Consider the following 17,120-nt stretch of genomic DNA (forward strand, 5'->3'; position numbering starts at 1 on the left):
GGATTGCATACTGAAAGCTGTTTAATACCAGCGGCTTTAGACATTGACCGCTGCCCACGAGCGTGAGGCGATTGAGCGAATGATTTCGGGTGCCTGGGCGAGAGCGTTCCACGCCTCGCAGCAGGCCTCGACGATGGCGGCATAGGAATCGAAGACGCGATGGCTGAGGTGGTTCTGTCGCAGGAACTGCCAGATGTTTTCGACCGGATTGAGTTCCGGGCAATAGGGCGGCAGATGCAGAAGGCTGATGTTTTCGGGCACGACCAGCTTGTCGCCCGGCTGGTGCCAGCCTGCGCCGTCGAGGATGAGCACCGCATGGTGGCCGTCGCTCACTTGGCCGCTGATCTCGGCCAGGTGCAGGGTCATTGCCGCGGCGTTGGCCTTGGGCAGGACCAAGGCCGCGGCGGCGCCACGGCTCGGGCAGACGGCGCCGAACAGGTAGGCCCAGCTATGGCGCTGGTCGCGGGGCGCGCGTGGCCGGCTGCCCTTGGCGGCCCACACCCGGGTCAGGGTCCCTTGCTGGCCGACCCGGGCTTCGTCCTGCCACCAGAGCTCCAGCGGCTTGCCGCGGGCGGTGTCGGGGAGGGCGCCGGCAACCAGAGCGGCAAAGTTTTTTTGTGAGCCTCGAGCGCCTCGCCATCCTGCTGAGGATGCTGGGGGCGCACCGACAGGCGACGGAACCCCAGACGGCGCAACAGCCCGCCAACGCTGCGCTCGGCCAGCACCACGCCGAACCGGCGCTCGATCTTGCGGGCCAGATCGCACCGCCGCCACCGAACCACGCCATCCTCGGCGAGGTCCGGACCGGAGCGGACCCAGGACGCCACCTCCGCTTCCTGCTCCGCCGACAGCTTCGGCTTGGCTCCCGGTGCCTTACGATCCCGCAGCCCCGCCACGCCTTGGGCGTTGTAGCGGTGAACCCAATCCCGCAACGTTTGCCGATCCATCCCGCAAGACCGCGCGGCGTCCTCGCGAGATCGCCCCTCCAAAACCAGAGCTAGGGCGAGAAGGCGCCGCGCTACATCCGGATCGCCAAAACGCACCGCCCGCTGGCGCAACTCCGCTGAACTCAGCTCCAGCCGCGTGATCGCAATCGCCGCCATACCCGCCTCCTTCCGAGAGCTGGCAGCGAATCACAGGGCGGACCAAAAGGGAATCCACCGTGACGAGTCACACTTCAAAGCCGCTGGTATAAGGCGGCGGTTCACTCAACCGCCGCCTTTCTTGCGAGTCTCGAATGGGGTAGGGTCGGGCCGCTGACTGTGATGGCGGGAACGGCTGCGGCGTGGAGTATTTTCTTGAGTGGGATGCCTCGGGCATCATCGTCGTGGCGCGTCTGCCGGCCGACATCCAAAAACATCTCGGTGCCAAAACGACTCGCGTGTTCCTGTCGTCGGAGACCAGGGACAGCCATAAGAAGCACGGATGGACCCCTGAAGCCTTCGCCCGTCTTCAAGAGATTTTGGACCAAGGCGAGGTTCGGGAGGATCGCGAGAGGCACGTGGTCGTAGCGCGCCATGACTTGGTCTGGTGGTGCGCAGTCGTGAAAGTGACGGTGGATCGCAGGGGGGTGTATCTCCAGTCCTTGCGCCGCAGCAACAACGACCAGATCGCAAACATGCGAGCGCGCGGAGTCCTGGTTCGCCCATGTAGAGGTAAGGTAGCGGCTGGGGAGAGAGACACGCCCCACGGACCCGAAGGCTACCCGGCATCTCTTACAGTACGCCGCCACCTGGGTTTGAGCATAGCCGGGAACCGTCGATCCGACAAGTCGCGCAAGCCGTCGATTATTTTTCATAACTGAACTTATGTGCCGTAAGTCGCGCGCGCAAAGTCAAACTGTCAGCGCCCCGCCGGCGGCGCCCCGGCAAGATGTGCAGAATTTTCCAAGCCGGCCGTGAACCGACAAGACCGCGGTCGCGGCGATGACCGATGCTGGCGCTCCACCCACCGGAAACAATGGGAAAGCGACAGCCATGTCCGCACCGGCCACAACCGGCAACTCCCCCCTGCCCTGGCTTCTGCTTCTTCTGTCGGTGACGACGGGGTTGGTCGATGCCATCAGTGTTCTCGGCCTGGGCAAGGTCTTCACCGCCAATATGACCGGCAACGTCGTCTTCCTCGGCTTCGCTGCCGCCGGTACGCCGGGCTTCCTGGTCATGCCGGCGGTTACCGCGCTGGCAACCTTCCTTGCCGGGGCCCTGATCGCCGGCCGGGTCGGCAGGACGCTGGCCGGACGGCCGATGCGGCACTGGCTGCTGGCTGCGGCGCTGTTCGAGACGTCGCTGTTCTGGATCGCCGCGATGGTCGCCGCCGGTTTCGATGTCGGCACGCAGGCTCCCGCGTCCGGTTTGTATACGATCATCGCCCTGACCGGGTTCGCCATGGGTTTCCGCAACGCCACGGTCCGGCAATTGAAGGTCCCCGACCTCACCACCACGGTCCTGACCCTGACCCTGACCGGACTGGCGGCGGATTCCAGCCTTGCCGGAGGCGCCAACACCAACGCGCCGCGGCGCATCGCCAGCGTCGCCGCGATCTTCCTCGGTGCCGTGATCGGTGCCGTCATGGTGATGCAGAGCGGGCTGGTGCTTCCCCTGGTCGTCGTCGGCGCGCTGGTGCTGGCGGGGACCGCGGTCTGCGCGCTTCATCCGGTGGCCGCCGCGCCGGCCGCGGCCTGACGGCGGAGATCGGACCCATGAAGGCCGGCCGGCTGGAGGCATTCACCGACGGGGTGGTGGCAATCGTCATCACCATCATGGTGCTGGAGTTGAAGGTTCCCGAGGACGGCAGCCTCGCCGCCCTGGCGGAGCGCATTCCCATCCTGTTGGCCTACGTGCTGTCCTTCGTCAATGTCGGGCTCTACTGGAACAACCATCACCATCTGTTGCAGGCGACCGCGCGCATCGACGGGCGGGTGTTGTGGGCGAACCTGTTCCTGCTGTTCTGGCTGTCGCTGGTGCCCTTCGTCATCCGCTGGCTCGATGAAAGCGCGTTTTCGCCGGTGGCGACGGCGGCCTATGGCGTCGTCCTCGGCATGGCGGCGGTCGGCTACACCCTGACCGAACGGGCGATCATCGCCTGCGGCGGCAGCGATTCGGCGGTGGCGCGGGCCATCGGGTCCGACCTGAAGGGCAAGATCAGCATGGCGTTCTATGCCTTGGCCATTCCCGTCGCCTTTATCCTGCAACCGCTGTCCATCCTGCTTTACGTCCTCGTGATCCTGCTGTGGCTGGTGCCGGACCGACGGATCGAGCGCGCCCTGGAGGACTGACGGGCGATCATCGCATTTCGAAAAGCTCCTGATGGAAGCGCCGTTCCACCGGCAGTCCCCGTGCCGCGAAATCCCGCCGCGGCGCATGGCTGAAATACATCCGAAGTCGGAAATATTTCGCTTCACAACCGGTAGGCTGCCGCCTATGATCCCGCTTCACTGGGAAATCCCCTTCCGGCTGCCGGTCTGGCCGGCATCGCATTTCCCGTCCGGTCCGGGCATAGTCATCCGTCGTGTTTCGCAAGGCTGTTCCATGTCTTCCCTGCTTCGGCCACGCAAGGCCGCCATCGCTTTCATCCTCGTCACCGCAGCGCTCGACATCGTCGCGATGGGCATCGTCATTCCGGTGCTGCCGGCGCTGATCGAGGAGTTCGCCGGACCCGATGCACAGGCCGGCACCATCAACGGCGCGCTGGTGGCGCTGTGGGCGCTGATGCAGTTCTTCTGCTCCCCCGTGATCGGGTCGCTGTCGGACCGGTACGGGCGGCGGCCGGTGATCCTGCTGTCGGCCCTGGGGTTGGCGGTGGATTACGTGCTGATCGCGGTGGCGCCGAACATGTGGTGGCTGGTGGTCGGCCGGGCGATCGCCGGCATCACCTCCTCCAGCTTCACCACCGTCTTCGCCTATATGGCCGACGTGACGCCGCCGGAGCAGCGGGCGCGGGCCTATGGCCTGATCGGCGCCGCCTTCAGCGCCGGCTTCATCGCCGGTCCCCTCCTGGGTGGGCTGCTGGGTGAACTTTCGCCGCGTGCCCCCTTCTGGGCTGCGGGTGCGCTCAGCGGGTTGGCCTTCCTCTATGGTCTGGCCGTTCTGCCGGAATCGCTGGCGCCGGAAAACCGGATGGCTTTCTCCTGGCGTCGGGCAAATCCCTTCGGCGCGCTGCGCCTGCTGCGGTCCCACACGGAACTGTCGGGGCTGGCCCTGGTCAATTTCATGCTGCATTTCTCCCACAATGTCTTTCCCGCCGTCTTCGTCCTCTATGCCGGGCATCGTTATGGCTGGAGTGCCTGGGATGTCGGGCTGCTGCTGGCGGTGGTCGGCGCGCTCGACATGGTCATGCAGGGGCTGGTCGTGTCCCGCGTGGTGAAGTGGCTGGGCGACCGCGGCACGATGGTGGTCGGCCTGTTCGGCGGGGCCGTCGGGCTGGCCTGCATGGGGCTGGCGCCGGACGGCGGCTGGTTCGCGCTGTCCATCCTGCCCGCTGCATTGTGGGGGCTGGCGATGCCGACCATCCAGTCGCTGATGACGCAGCGGGTCTCGCCCTCGGAACAGGGCCAGCTGCAGGGCGCCAACATGAGCGTGGCGAGCGTCGCCGGGATCCTGGCGCCGGTCGTCTTCGGAACGGTCTATTCCGTTTCCGTCGGTGCCGATCCGCTATTCCCCAATCCGGGGCTGGCCTTCGTCATTGCGGCACTCGTGCTGCTGCTGGGAGCGGTGATCGGCTGGACGGTGGCGCGTCGCAACGGCCGGGCGGAGGAGGCGGACGGCGCAGCGGCCTGACCGGCGCCGTCTTCCCACCCCCTTCCCCACCCCCTTGCCCACTGGACACCCTTGCACCGGCTGTGGGGCGTCCCACATAGCTGCCGACCATCCCGCAGAATATCCCATTGCTCCGCTGCGTTATCAGCGGTGGGAATTTGCGGGCCGACAGGGTAAGACTGTCGGCTTCCATCCTTATCGACAGCTGAGACCCGGAGAACGCGATGCTCGCGGCCCCCAACCTGTTCGCCCACCGCCCGGACCGGAGCGTGCGCCCCAAGGCGGCACCCTTCCTGCCGATGTCGCGTGCGGAAATGGACCGGCTGGGCTGGGACCAGTGCGATGTCATCGTCGTCACCGGCGACGCCTATGTCGACCATCCCAGCTTCGGCATGGCGATCATCGGCCGGCTGCTGGAATCGCAGGGCCTGCGCGTCGGCATCATCGCCCAGCCGGACTGGAGCAGTGCGGAACCGTTCAAGATCCTGGGCAAGCCGCGGCTGTTCTGGGGCGTGACCGGCGGCAACATGGATTCGATGGTCAACCACTACACGGCCGACCGTCGCCTGCGCCACAACGACAGCTACACCCCGAACGACGAGGGCGGCAAGCGACCGGACCGCGCCGTCATCGTCTATTCCCAACGCTGCCGCGAAGCCTTCAAGGACGTGCCCATCGTGCTGGGCGGCATCGAGGCGTCCTTGCGCCGCATCGCCCAATACGACCATTGGAGCGAGAAGATCCGCCGCTCCGTCCTGGTCGATTCCAAGGCGGACATGCTGGTCTACGGCAACGCCGAACGCGCCATCATCGAGATCGCCCAGCGCGCGCTGAAGGGAGAATCGCCCAAGGCGATGACCGACATCCGCGGCACCGCCATCATGCGCTCCTCCCTGCCGGAGGGCTGGACGGTGGTCGACAGCAGTTCCATCGACGATCCGTCGGCCCCGGTGTCGCCGCGCGCCGCCGGCGCCGACCGCATGGCGGTGCGCCTGCCCAGCTACGAGCAGGTGACGGCCGACAAGGTGCTCTATGCCCATGCCAGCCGCGTCCTGCACCAGGAGAGCAACCCCGGCAACGCCCGCGCGCTGGTCCAGCGCCACGGCGACCGCGACGTCTGGCTGAACCCGCCGCCGATCCCGCTGGAAACCAACGAGATGGATGGCGTCTACGACCTGCCCTATGCGCGGGCGCCCCACCCGTCCTATGGCGACGCGCGCATCCCGGCCTGGGAGATGATCCGCTTCTCGGTCAACATCATGCGGGGATGCTTCGGCGGCTGTTCCTTCTGCTCGATCACCGAGCATGAGGGCCGCATCATCCAGAGCCGGTCGGAAGGCTCCATCCTGCGCGAGATCGAGCTTATCCGCGACAAGACCAAGGGCTTCACCGGCGTCATCTCCGACATGGGCGGGCCGACCGCCAACATGTATCGCCTCGCCTGCAAGGACAAGGAGACGGAATCCGTCTGCCGGCGCCCGTCCTGCGTCTTCCCGGACATCTGCAAGAACCTGAACACCGACCATTCCTCGCTGGTCCAGCTCTACCGCAAGGCCCGCGCGGTGCCGGGGGTGAAGAAGATCCACATCGCATCCGGCCTGCGCTACGACCTCGCCGTGCGCAACCCGGAATATGTCAAGGAGCTGGTGACCCACCATGTCGGCGGATACCTGAAGATCGCGCCGGAACACACCGAGCCGGGTCCGCTGGCGAAGATGATGAAGCCCGGCATGGGCGCCTATGACGAGTTCAAGCGGATGTTCGACAAGGCGGCGAAGGAGGCGGGGAAGAAGCTCTACCTGATCCCCTACTTCATCGCCGCCCATCCCGGCACCACGGACGAGGACATGATGAACCTCGCCTTGTGGCTGAAGCGGAACGGCTTCAAGGCGGATCAGGTGCAGACCTTCCTGCCCTCGCCGATGTCTCTGGCGACCGCCATGTACCACAGCGAGCGCAACCCGCTGCGCCCGGTGCGCCGTGTCGGGTCGGAGATGGTGTCGTCGGCGAAGGGGCTGAAGCAGCGCCGCCTGCACAAGGCCTTCCTGCGCTACCACGATCCGGAGAACTGGCCGATCCTGCGCGAGGCGCTGAAGCGCATGGGCCGCGAGGATCTGATCGGACCGGGCGAGGAGCAGCTGATCCCGGCGTGGCAGCCGGTCGGCGCCACCGCCAAGCCGCGGGAGAAAGGGGGCAAGACCTTCCTGACCCAGCAGGCCGGCCAGGGACGCCGCGTGGTGCCGCCGGTGGGGAACAAACCGGCCGGCGGCCATCCGGTACGTACCGAGCGGGATGGCAGGGCCGGCCGGAATGGGAAGCTGTCACCCAAGGCCCGGTAGGGCTGGCAACTCCGCCCATGAAAGCTCTTCCCACGGCTGAGGCGGCGAAATACAATTTTCAAGGCTGATGCAACTCGATTGCACGCTTTGATAATTGTTTTTTATCGCCTTGAACAACCGAAGGGAAGGCCATGCCCATTGCGTCGCCGATCATTACCGTGCCACTCGCCACAGATGCCGGGGCCTTCCTGAAACGGCATATCGTGGCCTTCTTCATGCCCAACGGCATGACACCCGCATTATGGGCTCAGCGGGTCAACGGGGCTGCCGTGAATGTCCAGGGTCACCGGCCCAGCATATTCCAGGTCACCCAGGTGGCGAACGCCAATGTCCATCATCGCGGTCGCGTCTATGGATGGAGCGGCGGCGGCAACTTCTATCAGGTGTCGCCCAACGGGGCAGGAGACGGTACCGCCTATTTCCTGCCCTGGAACGTAGACAGTGCCTATTCGTTGGTGATCGGCAACGATGCGAGCCTGTTCTTCAATGCCCTGATGAATGGCTGTTCGTTCGGTTGGAACCCCGGTAATGGCACCGTGCGCGTCGCCCATCACAACATCCGTTCTTCCCAGGGCTCCACGGACAATGCGGCCATGCTCGACGCCATGTCCGGATACCAGGGGCGATTGATGCGGGACGATTATCGCAACCTTGCCAACGGCAGCGGCCAAGCGACTGTCATCGGCGTGCGCGTGAACGGACAATGGCAGATCTGGTCGCAGGTCTTTTCCAGGCCAAGTCCCGGCCGCTACAACATCCTGTCCGTGCGCCGGTTGCTGTAACGGCTGCCGTCGAGGGCATGCCACCGAACGGCCGGCAGCGCGACCGAGGCCAGGGCCAGAAGTCAGAAACTCCCCTCCCCTTCGCTTCACACGAACAGTTCCATCGTCTGCGGCACGTTGCGCGGCGTCTCCCCCGCCAGGACCGCGCGGGCGACGTCGACGGCGGCAAGCAGGCCGCTTTCGGTGAAGGGCTTGGGCAGGCAGCCGATGCCGGTGAGCGGGCCGTCCTTCTTCAGCTCGTCGCGGAACGACGTGATGAACAGGCAGGGTACGCCCAGTGCGTTCAAGCCGCGCGCGGCGTCTATGCCGTTGGTGCCCATGCCCAGATGCACGTCGACCAGCGCCAGGTCCGGCTTGTCGGCCTCGGCCAGCTGCACCGCCTCGGTCGCCGTGACGGCGGGGCCGATGATGCTGTGGCCGACGGATTCCAGGTAGAGCTGCTGTTCCAGCGCGATCAGCACCTCGTCCTCCACCAGCAGGATCTTCATCCGTCGAACTCCTCGGCGGAGGAGGCTTCCAGCAGCGGCACCGCGTCGGGCACCGGAAGCTCGATCCGGAAGGTTGTCCCCTGCGGGTTGGTGTCGATGTCCACGCTGGCGCGGATCTGGCCGGCGAGGCTGGAAATCAGGCGCATGCCCAGACTGCGGCTCTTGCGGATGTCGAAGTTGGACGGCAGCCCCGGACCGCGGTCCGACACGGTCAGGGACAGGTCGTCGCCCTCGCGCCGGAAGGTCACCGTCACCCGTGCCGCCCCGCCTCCGCGATGTTTCACCGCGTTGGTGATCAGCTCGTTCGCGATCAGGCCCAGCGGCGCGGCATGGTCGATCGGCAGGTCGATGACCTCGGACCGCACGACGATGTCGCACATGCTCTCGCCGCCCGACGCACGGGCCAGATCCTCGCACAGCTCGTTCAGGTAGGTGCCGAACTCGATGGTCTGGAACTGGTCCGCCTGATAGAGCCGGTTGTGAACGCGGGCGATGGCCTCGATGCGGCTGCGGGCGTCCTGGAAATGCACCCGCACCGCCTCGTCCGGCAGGCTGAGGGTCTGCAGGGTCAGAAGGCTGGACACCAGCTGCAGGCTGTTCTTGACGCGGTGGTTGACCTCGCGCAGCAGGGTCGATTTCTGGCCGACCAGCTTGCGCAGCGCCGCCTCCATCGACTTGATCTCCGTCACGTCGATGTGCATCAGCACCGTGCCGCCGAAGGGACCGGCCGGCATGGGGGCGGCGAGGCAGCGGAACCAATGCTGGTTGGTGGTGACATATTCCGCCGACACCGGCGGCCCCCCGTCGCTCAGCAGCCTGCGCAGGCCCTCCATCACGTCGTCCGCCCGCGGGTCGGCGGCCCTGCCCCTGCCGCAATGGTCGAGGTAATCGTCGCCGACGATGCAGCCCTGGCCGAGGAAGGTCGTCTCCGGTCCGGCTTCGGCCCAGGCGCGGTTGACCGAGACGATGTGGCCGGACCGGTCGAGCACGGCGATGAAGGCGGGCAGCGCATCCAGCGTCGCCTTGGTCTGCTCGGCCAGCTGCCGCATGGCGAGCGCGCTGGCCCGCAGCTCCTCACGAGTGCGGCGGCGTTCGGTGATGTCGCGCAGGATGCCGGTGATGAAGCTGCGTCCTTCCGATTCCCAGCGCGCCATCGACAGTTCCAGGTCGATGTGGCTGCGGTCGCGGCGCCGGCCGGACAGTTCAACCGGCTGGGTGACGGCATCCAGGCTGCCGGAACTGCCCGGCCCGCTATGCTCGGCCATCGCGATCCAGTCCGGTGCGTCGTCGCCCAGCAGCACCGTCACGCTCTGCCCGATCAGTTCCTCCGGGCGATAGTCGAACTGGCGGGTGGCGGCACCGTTCATCCACTGCACCATGCCGCGGGTGTCGGTGGTGACGATGGCGTCGGGAGCGGTGTCGACGATGGCGCGATAGCGGGCGTCGCGCTGCTCGCGCAGGACGCGCTCGCGGTTCACCGATGCGGTGACGTCGGTCACCTGGATCAGGCAGCGCGCCTCTCCTCCGGCCGCCCCGCCCATCGTCTGGGCGTGGGTCGGCAACGGACGGATCACCACATTGTGGACCATCCGCCGCCCGTCCGGCAGGCGCAGCGGGAACAGCATCGGGTTCAGCGTGTGGGACAGAACGCCGGGCGCCCCGGTCGCCAGCGTGTCGCGCACCGCGATGTGCAGGCGCGATTCGCGCAGGTTCGGCAGCGCATCGAACAGGTCATGCCCAAGGATTTCCCTGGCGGTCAGGGTGGAGGCCTGCTCCATCCAGCCGTTCCAGTACAGCACCCGGCAATGGCGGTCGAGAAGCAGGATCCCTGCATCGAGCGCCCCCAGGACATCCAGGGCCCACATCGGTTGTTCAGGCAATCTGGGGACCATGCGGCGTTCCGGCGGATGTTGGGTCTTCGGAGGCGATGTCTTCGATGAAGGCATGGATCAACAATTGCAGCGACTCCAGCGAGGAGACGCCCATCAGCAAGGCGATGTAGCCGCGGATGCTGCGGCTGCGGATCGTGAAGTCGATGTAGAGGAACAGCACCAGCTCGTCCGCGCTTCCCGCCTTGTCCTTGAGGATGTTGGCGCCGTCGCCGCGCAGCACCGCCGGCAGCGAGATGGTCAGCCGGTCCTTCAGCGCGTTGGCGACCACGACGAGGCAGCCGTTCAGGATGATGTTGCCGATCTCCGCCAGGGCGTCCTGCTCCAGATCGACGATCTCGGCAAGCGTCAGGTCGCCGCCTAGCACCGCGCGGGCCAGTTCCAGGCTGTTGGCCTCCGGAAAGATCAGCATGGCGCGCCCATCGAAGGAGCCGTGGAACTGCTGTTCCACCGCCACCAGCCCGCTGCGCTCCCGCGCGTTCAGGAAATCGGATGCTTCCTGCCGGCTGACGATGTCCACGGTCGGGACGGACAGCAGGACCTGGTCGTTGACCATGCGGCTGAGATGGGTGGCGGCACGGCCGACTCCCATGTTCACCAACTCGGTCAGCGCATCGCGCTCCAGGTCGGTCAGTTCCACCATCTCTCGGCGCCTGTTCATTCTTGGTCTCGGCCTCACAACCGGCGCCGCCCGGCGGTCGCACTCCGAATGTGGCCCATCGACCGGGAAAAGGGCACCCCCGTCAATGTCATATGTTAAGCCGGCGACGCCATAGCCGATATAGCCGCCCCACTTCCCACAATGGTCAGCCCGACGATCCACCAACTCATGCGCCAAGTTCGGAACGTTCGGCAACAGAGCGGCACTCCAATGCAATATTGCTTTAGAGACGTAATGAAGTGGTTTGGCCGCTGTTCGGGGTGACGACAGAATCCCCGGTTGGCACCTTCCCCAGGGGACTTGTACGCAGGGGGATGGCGACTCCACATCATGCCAGGCGCCCGCGCGATGGATACCGCGCGAGGAGATGGCGCGAGGAGATGAGGATGACCCCCGAGGAACGCACACTTCTGTCCGACCTGTTCCGCCGCCTGCGCGAGGTGGAAACACAGCCGCGCGACGGCGAAGCGGAGGACTTCATCCGCCGCGCGGTCCAGGACCAGCCGCTGTCCGCCTATTACATGGCGCAGACCGTTCTGGTTCAGCAGCAGGCTTTGTCCGCGGCGCAGACCCGGATCGAGGAGTTGGAGCGGCAGTTGCGCGACCGACCGGCCCAGCCGGCGCCGTCCGGCGGCAGTTTCCTGTCGAATGCGCTCGGCATCGGCCGCAGCCCGTGGAGCCGGGGTGCCGAGCCGCCCCCCGCTGGCCGCAGTCCGTGGGGCGGCGGACCGGGTGCCGCATACCCGCAGCAACCCTATGCGCCGCCGCCTTTCCCGCAAGCCGGCATGGCGCCCGGAATGGCCCCCGGCATGGCACCTCGCGGCGGCGGCTTCTTCGCCGGAGCGGCGCAGACGGCGGCGGGTGTGGCCGGCGGCATGCTGGCGGCGAGTGCCATCTCCTCCCTGCTGCACCATTCCCCCGGCCCCTTCGGTGAGGTGGCGGCGCAGACCCCGGTCAGCGAGACGATCAACGAGACGGTGATCAACAACTATGGCAGCGACCGGGGACCGCAGGCCGATGCGGTTCAGGAAGCCTCCTACGACCCCGACCCGCCGCCGGCGGACGATGCGTCGTTCGACGATGCGCCCTTCGATGACGGCAGCAGCGGCGATGGGGGCGATTCCTGGATCTGACCGTCGCCGGACAGCTCACTCCTCGTCGCTGTAACGGTCGGCGATGTCCTTGAACTCGTCCTCCAACGCGGTGAAGGCGGCGACGACGGCGGGGTCGAAATGGCTGCCGCTGCCCTCGCGGATGATCGCCGCCGCTTTCTCGTGCGGGAAGGGCGGCTTGTAGCAGCGCCGGCTGATCAGGGCGTCGTAGACGTCGGCCACCGCCATCAGGCGGGCCGACAGCGGGATCGCCTCCCCCGCCAGCCCCTGCGGATAGCCGGTGCCGTCCCAGCGTTCGTGGTGGCCGTGGGCGATCTCCCGCGCGATGCGCAGGAAAGAGCTTTCGCCGGCAGCCATATCCGCCTGCCCTTCGGCGGCGAAGATGGCGTCGTGGCCCAGCGCGGCGTGGGTCTTCATGATGTGGAACTCGTCGTCGGTCAGCTTCCCCGGCTTCAGCAGGATCGAATCCGGGATGCCGACCTTGCCGACATCGTGCAGCGGCGCCGACTTGTACAGAAGTTCGATGGTTTCCTCGTCCAGCCGGCCGGCATAGCGCGGGTCGCGTCTGAGATGGAGGGCGAGCGCCAGGACATAGTTCTGGGTGCGGCGGATGTGGTTGCCGGTCTCGTTGTCGCGGGTCTCGGCGAGCGAGGCCATGGCGCGGATGGTGGCGTCCTGGGCGCGCAGCAGGTCGCGCGTGCGCTCCGCCACCCGGTCTTCCAGTTGCCGGTTCTGGAGGGCGAGCGCACGGCGAGCCTCGCGCAGGGCGATGTGGGTGCGGACCCGCGCCAGCACCACCGGCGGGGAGATCGGCTTGGTGATGTAGTCGACGGCGCCCACCGCGAATCCGCGGGTCTCGTCATGGACCTGTCCCATCGCGGTGATGAAGATCACCGGCAGGTCACGGGTGCGGGCATCCTCCTTCAGCCGTCTGCACACCTCCACCCCGTCCATGCCCGGCATCATCACGTCGAGCAGGATCAGGTCCGGCAGCGGGTCGCCGGCCAGCCGGGCGAGCGCCTGCGGCCCATCCTTCGCCACGATCAGCCCATAGCTGTCGCGCAACAGGTCGGCCATGACCTTGAGGTTGATCGGCTCGTCGTCGACGATCAGGATCCGCGGCTTGTCGCTGTTGGGAGGCGGCATGGTCATGTCGCGGTCTCTTTCAGGTCACGAAGCCGGTCGCGCAGCTCGGCAAGGGCGGCGGCGGCATCCTCGAAGTCGAAGGCGCCGGCATGGCGGTTCACCCGGTCGGCCGCGGCGGCGGCCGGGCTGCCGGCCAGCAGGCGGGCCAGCCCGTCGGCCATGTCGCCGGCCTCCGGATCGCCGGCGATCAGCAGGCCGCCCAGCTGGTCGGCGAGGGACTGCGCCGCCAGCAGCGTATCGCGCGGCAGTGTGGCGGACAGCTGCATCGCCGGTGTCTCGGCGGTGGTTGCCGCCTCCCCCGCCGGACGGCCGAGGGTGCCGATTCCCTCCACCACCAGCGCAAGCGCCTCGGCCAGCCGGTCGAGGATGCCGTCCTCCAGCATGGGCGGAGAGGTCATCGCCCCCCGCTCCACCGCGCCGGCCAGGGCCGACAGGTCCATGGCACCGATGGTGGCGGCGGTGCCTTTCAGCGTATGGGACAGGCGGAGCAAATCCTTCCATCGCTCCTCCCGCGCCGCGGCGGTCAGGCGCGCCGCCTCCCCGGCATGGGTGGCGGCGAAGTCGATCAGGATGCGGCGCAGCAGGGCGAGGTTGCCGTTCACGTTGCGGCGGGCGACGGCAAGGTCGAGTGCCGGCAGGTTTTCCGGCAGCGCCGGTGCGGCCGAGACGGCTGCCACCACCGGCGCCGCCGCCGTTCCGGGCGACGTGCCGCCCCCCAATCCGTTCCCCAGCCCGCGCACCGGCTTCAACCAGCGGGCGAGGGCCGCATAGAGCGCCTCCGGGTCGATCGGTTTGGAGACATGGTCGTTCATGCCGGCGTCCAGGCAGCGCTCGCGGTCACCGGCCATGGCATGCGCGGTCATGGCGACGATCGGCAGGCTCGACAGCTCCAGGTCGCGCCGGATCAGCCGGGTCGTCTCGTAGCCGTCCAGCCCCGGCATCTGCACGTCCATCAGCACGAGGTCGAACTTGACCTCGCGCAGGCATTGCAAGGCCTCTTCGCCGCTGCCGACCACCATCGCCTCGATGCCGACCAGCTCCAGAAGGCCGCAGGCGACCTGCTGGTTGACCAGATTGTCCTCCACCAGCAGGACGGTGCGCCCGACCAGCGCCGACAGCTCCGTCGACTGGGCCGGATCGTGGATTCGGCGGACGGCGTCCGCCATGCGGGGACCGGCGCCGCCGAGCGCCATCATCACCGAATCGAACATGGCCGATGGCGTCACCGGCTTTTCCAGCACGGCGGTGACCGGTCCGGCGGGGCCGGCCATACCGTCGAGCGCCCCATCCAGCGCTCCCTGCACCCCATCGGCGCCATAGGCCGTGGTCATCACCACCGGCGGCTGGGCGCCCGGCAGCGCGCGCAGGCGGCGCAGGGTCTCCACCCCGTCGAGGTCGGGCATGCGCCAGTCCAGCACCACCAGCTCCACCGGCGGCTGGCTGCCGGCCTGCCCCTCCTCCAGCCGCCGCAGCGCCGACAGGCCGTCGGCCACCGCTTCCACGGTCAGGCCGAAGCGCTCCAGCATGTCGGTCAGGATGGAGCGCACGGCGTCGCTGTCGTCGACCACCAGCACCCGCCGGTCCATCAGGTGACGCGGCAGCCGGTCGTCGGCGGTGTCGCCGGCCGCGACCCGGCAGCGGATGGAGAAGCGGAAGATGCTGCCTTCCCCCGGCCGGCTTTCCACCGACACGGCGCCGCCCATCAGCTCCACCAGCTGCCGGCAGATCGCCAGCCCCAGCCCGGTGCCGCCGAAGCGCCGCGTGGTGGAGGTGTCGGCCTGGGTGAAGGGGCGGAAAAGCGCCGCCGTCTGTTCGGGCGACATGCCGATGCCGGTGTCGCAGACCTCCACCTCCAGCCGGTAATCGTCGGCGGTGCCGATGCGGCCGCCCACCGTCACCACCACCTCGCCCCGCTCCGTGAACTTCACCGCGTTGGAGACGAGGTTCAGGATCACCTGCCCCAGCCGCAGCGGATCGCCCACCAGCGTGCCCGGCACGTCGCCGTTCAGGTCGACGATCAGCTCCAGCCCCTTTTCCCGCAGCTTGGGCAGGACGACGGTCGCCACCTCCTGCAGGACGTCGCCGACATGGAAGGGGATCGCCTCGATGGTCAGCTTGCCGGCTTCCACCTTGGAGAAGTCGAGGATGTCGTTGATGATGCCGAGCAGGCTGCGCGAGGATGCGTGGATCTTGTCCAGGTAATCGCGCTGCCGCGGCGTCAGGTCGGTCTTCATCATCAGGTGGCTGAGACCGATCACCGCATTCATCGGCGTGCGGATCTCGTGGCTCATGTTGGCCAGGAAATCGCTCTTCTGCCGGTTGGCGCGGTCGGCCTCCTCCTTGGCGCGCGCCAGCTCGTCCTCGGTGCGCTTGCGGTCGGTCACGTCCTTGTGGATGCCGGTGATGCGGGTGGGCCGGCCCGCCGCGTCGCGCTCCGTCACCTTGCCGGCCGACAGGATCCAGACCCAGGCGCCGGACTTGTGGCGCATGCGGAACTCGACCTCGTAGACCGCGAGGCGGCCGGCGACATGCTCCTCCAGCATGGCGAGAACCCGGTCCCGGTCGTCCTCGTGCAGCAGTCCCAGCCAGGTGGCGCCGCAGGGCGGCAGCTCCCCGGGTGCGTAGCCCAGCATGCCGAGCCAGCGGTCGGAGTAATAGGCGTGGTCGGTCACCGGGTTCCAATCCCACAGCCCGGTGTTGGAGGCGTCCAGCGCCACGGTCAGCCGCTCCTCGCTTTCCTGCAGGGCGGTCAGCATGCGCTGGCGTTCGGTGATGTCCTGGAAGACGGTGACCGAACCGACGATGCGCCCCTCCTCGCGCAGCGGTACGGTGGTGATGGCGATGGGGAAGACGGTGCCGTCGCGCCGGACGAAATGATCGGTCTCCGAGCGGTAGGCTTCGCCGCGGCGGACGCTGTTCAGGACGGCGCAATTTTCCCGGGCGACCGGGTTCCCCTGCCGGTCCTTGTAATGGACGGCGTCGTGCAGGGGGATGCCGCGCAGATCCTCCAGCGACCAGCCGAGCAGCCGTTCCGCTTCCGGATTCAGGAAGGTGCAGAAGCCGTTGCGGTCCAGCGAGAAGACGCCCTCGCCCATGCTGTCGGTGATGCTTTGCAGGAAACGGCGGCTGTCCTCCAGCTCCGCCTCCATCCGCTTGCGTTCGGTGATGTCGGTGCGGATTGCGATGTACTGGTGCGGCTGCCCGTCGGCGGTCAGCTGCGGCACGATGGTGGCGGCCACCCAATAGTCGTCGCCGGCCTTGGTCCGGTTGCAGATCTCGCCGTGCCAGACCTGTCCGTCCATGATGGTGTGCCACATCTCCGCGAAGAAGCCGGAGGGGTGGCGGCCCGAGTTCACGATGCGGTGCGAACGGCCCAAAAGCTCGTCGCGGGAGAAGCCGCTGATCTGGCAGAACTTGTCGTTGGCGTAGGTGATGACGCCGCGGTTGTCGGTGATGCTGACGATGGCGTGCTGGTCAAGCGCGAATTTCTGCTGTTCCAGCGCCCGTTGGGCGGCGGAGCGTTCCTCCACCAGCCCTGCCATCAGCTGGCTCAACCGCTCCAGGCTGTCGGTCGGACTGCTGTCGGCGGAATCCGGCAGCTCGGGGCGGCCGTCGGCGCGCAGCAGGCTGTTGGCGACGCCGCGCAGGCGGCGGATCGCATGGGCCTGGGCCGCCGCCTCCCGCCGCAACCGCTCGTTGGCGTCCGCCAGTTCCTCGGAACTCAATTGAAGGCTGCGCGCCCGCAGGGTCAGGTCGCGGTCGGCCTGCTCGTAGCTCTGGCCGATGCGGCCGAACAGGGCCGGCAGACTGTCCAGCATCCGCGCCGCCTCCGGCGACAGGCCGGCTTGGCCGGCAAGCGCCCTCAGCTCCGCCAGGACGGACTCCGCCGCTTCCGCGCTTTGCAGGCCCAGTACGCGCTTGAACTGGCTTTGCAGCAGACGGTGCATGC

13 protein-coding genes are annotated in these 17,120 nt (G+C 67.5%); 7 read left to right on the forward strand and 6 right to left on the reverse strand.

Annotated elements, in window-relative coordinates:
• Positions 1–36 precede the first annotated feature (36 nt).
• Positions 37–1,103 (reverse strand): IS630-like element ISAli3 family transposase gene (locus tag AZOLI_RS31915; protein WP_085938487.1). Its coding sequence is split into 2 segments (ribosomal slippage): positions 37–617 and positions 617–1,103, totalling 1,068 coding nucleotides; the frame shifts between segments, so codons are not numbered across the junction.
• A 182-nt stretch (positions 1,104–1,285) separates the two neighbouring features.
• Here AZOLI_RS31915 and AZOLI_RS31920 point away from each other — a divergent pair.
• The 6 genes from AZOLI_RS31920 (at position 1,286) to AZOLI_RS27505 (ending at position 7,875) form a co-directional block, all read left to right on the forward strand.
• Complete coding sequence (locus AZOLI_RS31920) at positions 1,286–1,804, forward strand: hypothetical protein (RefSeq protein WP_014249922.1); 519 nt, start codon at positions 1,286–1,288, stop codon at positions 1,802–1,804.
• A 172-nt stretch (positions 1,805–1,976) separates the two neighbouring features.
• Complete coding sequence (locus AZOLI_RS27485) at positions 1,977–2,681, forward strand: YoaK family protein (RefSeq protein ID WP_014249923.1); 705 nt, start codon at positions 1,977–1,979, stop codon at positions 2,679–2,681.
• Positions 2,682–2,698: 17 nt separating this feature from the next.
• Complete coding sequence (locus AZOLI_RS27490) at positions 2,699–3,274, forward strand: TMEM175 family protein (protein WP_014249924.1); 576 nt, start codon at positions 2,699–2,701, stop codon at positions 3,272–3,274.
• A 253-nt stretch (positions 3,275–3,527) separates the two neighbouring features.
• The gene (locus AZOLI_RS27495) at positions 3,528–4,775 is read left to right on the forward strand and encodes a TCR/Tet family MFS transporter (protein WP_014249925.1); all 1,248 of its coding nucleotides are present in this window, start codon (positions 3,528–3,530) and stop codon (positions 4,773–4,775) included.
• A gap of 203 nt (positions 4,776–4,978) precedes the next feature.
• Positions 4,979–7,093, forward strand: coding sequence for a YgiQ family radical SAM protein (locus tag AZOLI_RS27500; RefSeq protein ID WP_014249926.1), 2,115 nt, complete (start codon positions 4,979–4,981; stop codon positions 7,091–7,093).
• A gap of 131 nt (positions 7,094–7,224) precedes the next feature.
• A complete protein-coding gene (locus AZOLI_RS27505; protein ID WP_014249927.1) occupies positions 7,225–7,875 on the forward strand; it encodes a hypothetical protein in 651 nt (216 codons plus the stop codon).
• Between the two features lie 86 nt (positions 7,876–7,961).
• On the opposite strand, the gene AZOLI_RS27510 is transcribed toward AZOLI_RS27505, so the two are convergent.
• The 3 genes from AZOLI_RS27510 to AZOLI_RS27520 are packed head-to-tail and all read right to left on the reverse strand — an operon-like array spanning position 7,962 to position 10,913.
• Positions 7,962–8,363, reverse strand: a complete 402-nt coding sequence (locus AZOLI_RS27510; RefSeq protein WP_014249928.1) for a response regulator — start codon at positions 8,361–8,363, stop codon at positions 7,962–7,964.
• A complete protein-coding gene (locus tag AZOLI_RS27515; protein WP_014249929.1) occupies positions 8,360–10,228 on the reverse strand; it encodes a sensor histidine kinase in 1,869 nt (622 codons plus the stop codon). Before AZOLI_RS27515 ends, AZOLI_RS27510 begins: the two co-directional genes overlap by 4 nt.
• A gap of 7 nt (positions 10,229–10,235) precedes the next feature.
• A complete protein-coding gene (locus AZOLI_RS27520; RefSeq protein WP_044553488.1) occupies positions 10,236–10,913 on the reverse strand; it encodes a chemotaxis protein CheX in 678 nt (225 codons plus the stop codon).
• A gap of 386 nt (positions 10,914–11,299) precedes the next feature.
• On the opposite strand from AZOLI_RS27520, the gene AZOLI_RS27525 reads away from it, so the two are divergent.
• The gene (locus AZOLI_RS27525; protein ID WP_014249931.1) at positions 11,300–12,046 is read left to right on the forward strand and encodes a DUF2076 domain-containing protein; all 747 of its coding nucleotides are present in this window, start codon (positions 11,300–11,302) and stop codon (positions 12,044–12,046) included.
• Between the two features lie 15 nt (positions 12,047–12,061).
• Here AZOLI_RS27525 and AZOLI_RS27530 read toward each other — a convergent pair whose 3' ends face one another.
• Complete coding sequence (locus AZOLI_RS27530) at positions 12,062–13,177, reverse strand: HD-GYP domain-containing protein (protein WP_014249932.1); 1,116 nt, start codon at positions 13,175–13,177, stop codon at positions 12,062–12,064.
• Positions 13,174–17,118, reverse strand: coding sequence for a PAS domain S-box protein (locus AZOLI_RS30595; RefSeq protein WP_014249933.1), 3,945 nt, complete (start codon positions 17,116–17,118; stop codon positions 13,174–13,176). Before AZOLI_RS30595 ends, AZOLI_RS27530 begins: the two co-directional genes overlap by 4 nt.
• Positions 17,119–17,120: the final 2 nt, after the last annotated feature.

The organism is Azospirillum lipoferum 4B (assembly GCF_000283655.1).
In the GTDB taxonomy this organism is placed as follows: Bacteria; Pseudomonadota; Alphaproteobacteria; order Azospirillales; family Azospirillaceae; genus Azospirillum; species Azospirillum lipoferum_C.

Excerpts from the sequence above, each read along its gene's own strand:
- AZOLI_RS30595 (WP_014249933.1), bottom strand. The coding sequence starts at position 17,118 with ATGCACCGTCTGCTGCAAAGCCAGTTCAAGCGCGTACTGGGCCTGCAA.
- AZOLI_RS27525 (WP_014249931.1), top strand. The coding sequence starts at position 11,300 with ATGACCCCCGAGGAACGCACACTTCTGTCCGACCTGTTCCGCCGCCTG.
- AZOLI_RS27500 (WP_014249926.1), top strand. The coding sequence starts at position 4,979 with ATGCTCGCGGCCCCCAACCTGTTCGCCCACCGCCCGGACCGGAGCGTG.
- AZOLI_RS27510 (WP_014249928.1), bottom strand. The coding sequence starts at position 8,363 with ATGAAGATCCTGCTGGTGGAGGACGAGGTGCTGATCGCGCTGGAACAG.
- AZOLI_RS27495 (WP_014249925.1), top strand. The coding sequence starts at position 3,528 with ATGTCTTCCCTGCTTCGGCCACGCAAGGCCGCCATCGCTTTCATCCTC.
- AZOLI_RS27530 (WP_014249932.1), bottom strand. The coding sequence starts at position 13,177 with ATGACCATGCCGCCTCCCAACAGCGACAAGCCGCGGATCCTGATCGTC.
- AZOLI_RS27485 (WP_014249923.1), top strand. The coding sequence starts at position 1,977 with ATGTCCGCACCGGCCACAACCGGCAACTCCCCCCTGCCCTGGCTTCTG.
- AZOLI_RS27490 (WP_014249924.1), top strand. The coding sequence starts at position 2,699 with ATGAAGGCCGGCCGGCTGGAGGCATTCACCGACGGGGTGGTGGCAATC.
- AZOLI_RS27515 (WP_014249929.1), bottom strand. The coding sequence starts at position 10,228 with ATGTGGGCCCTGGATGTCCTGGGGGCGCTCGATGCAGGGATCCTGCTT.
- AZOLI_RS27505 (WP_014249927.1), top strand. The coding sequence starts at position 7,225 with ATGCCCATTGCGTCGCCGATCATTACCGTGCCACTCGCCACAGATGCC.
- AZOLI_RS27520 (WP_044553488.1), bottom strand. The coding sequence starts at position 10,913 with ATGAACAGGCGCCGAGAGATGGTGGAACTGACCGACCTGGAGCGCGAT.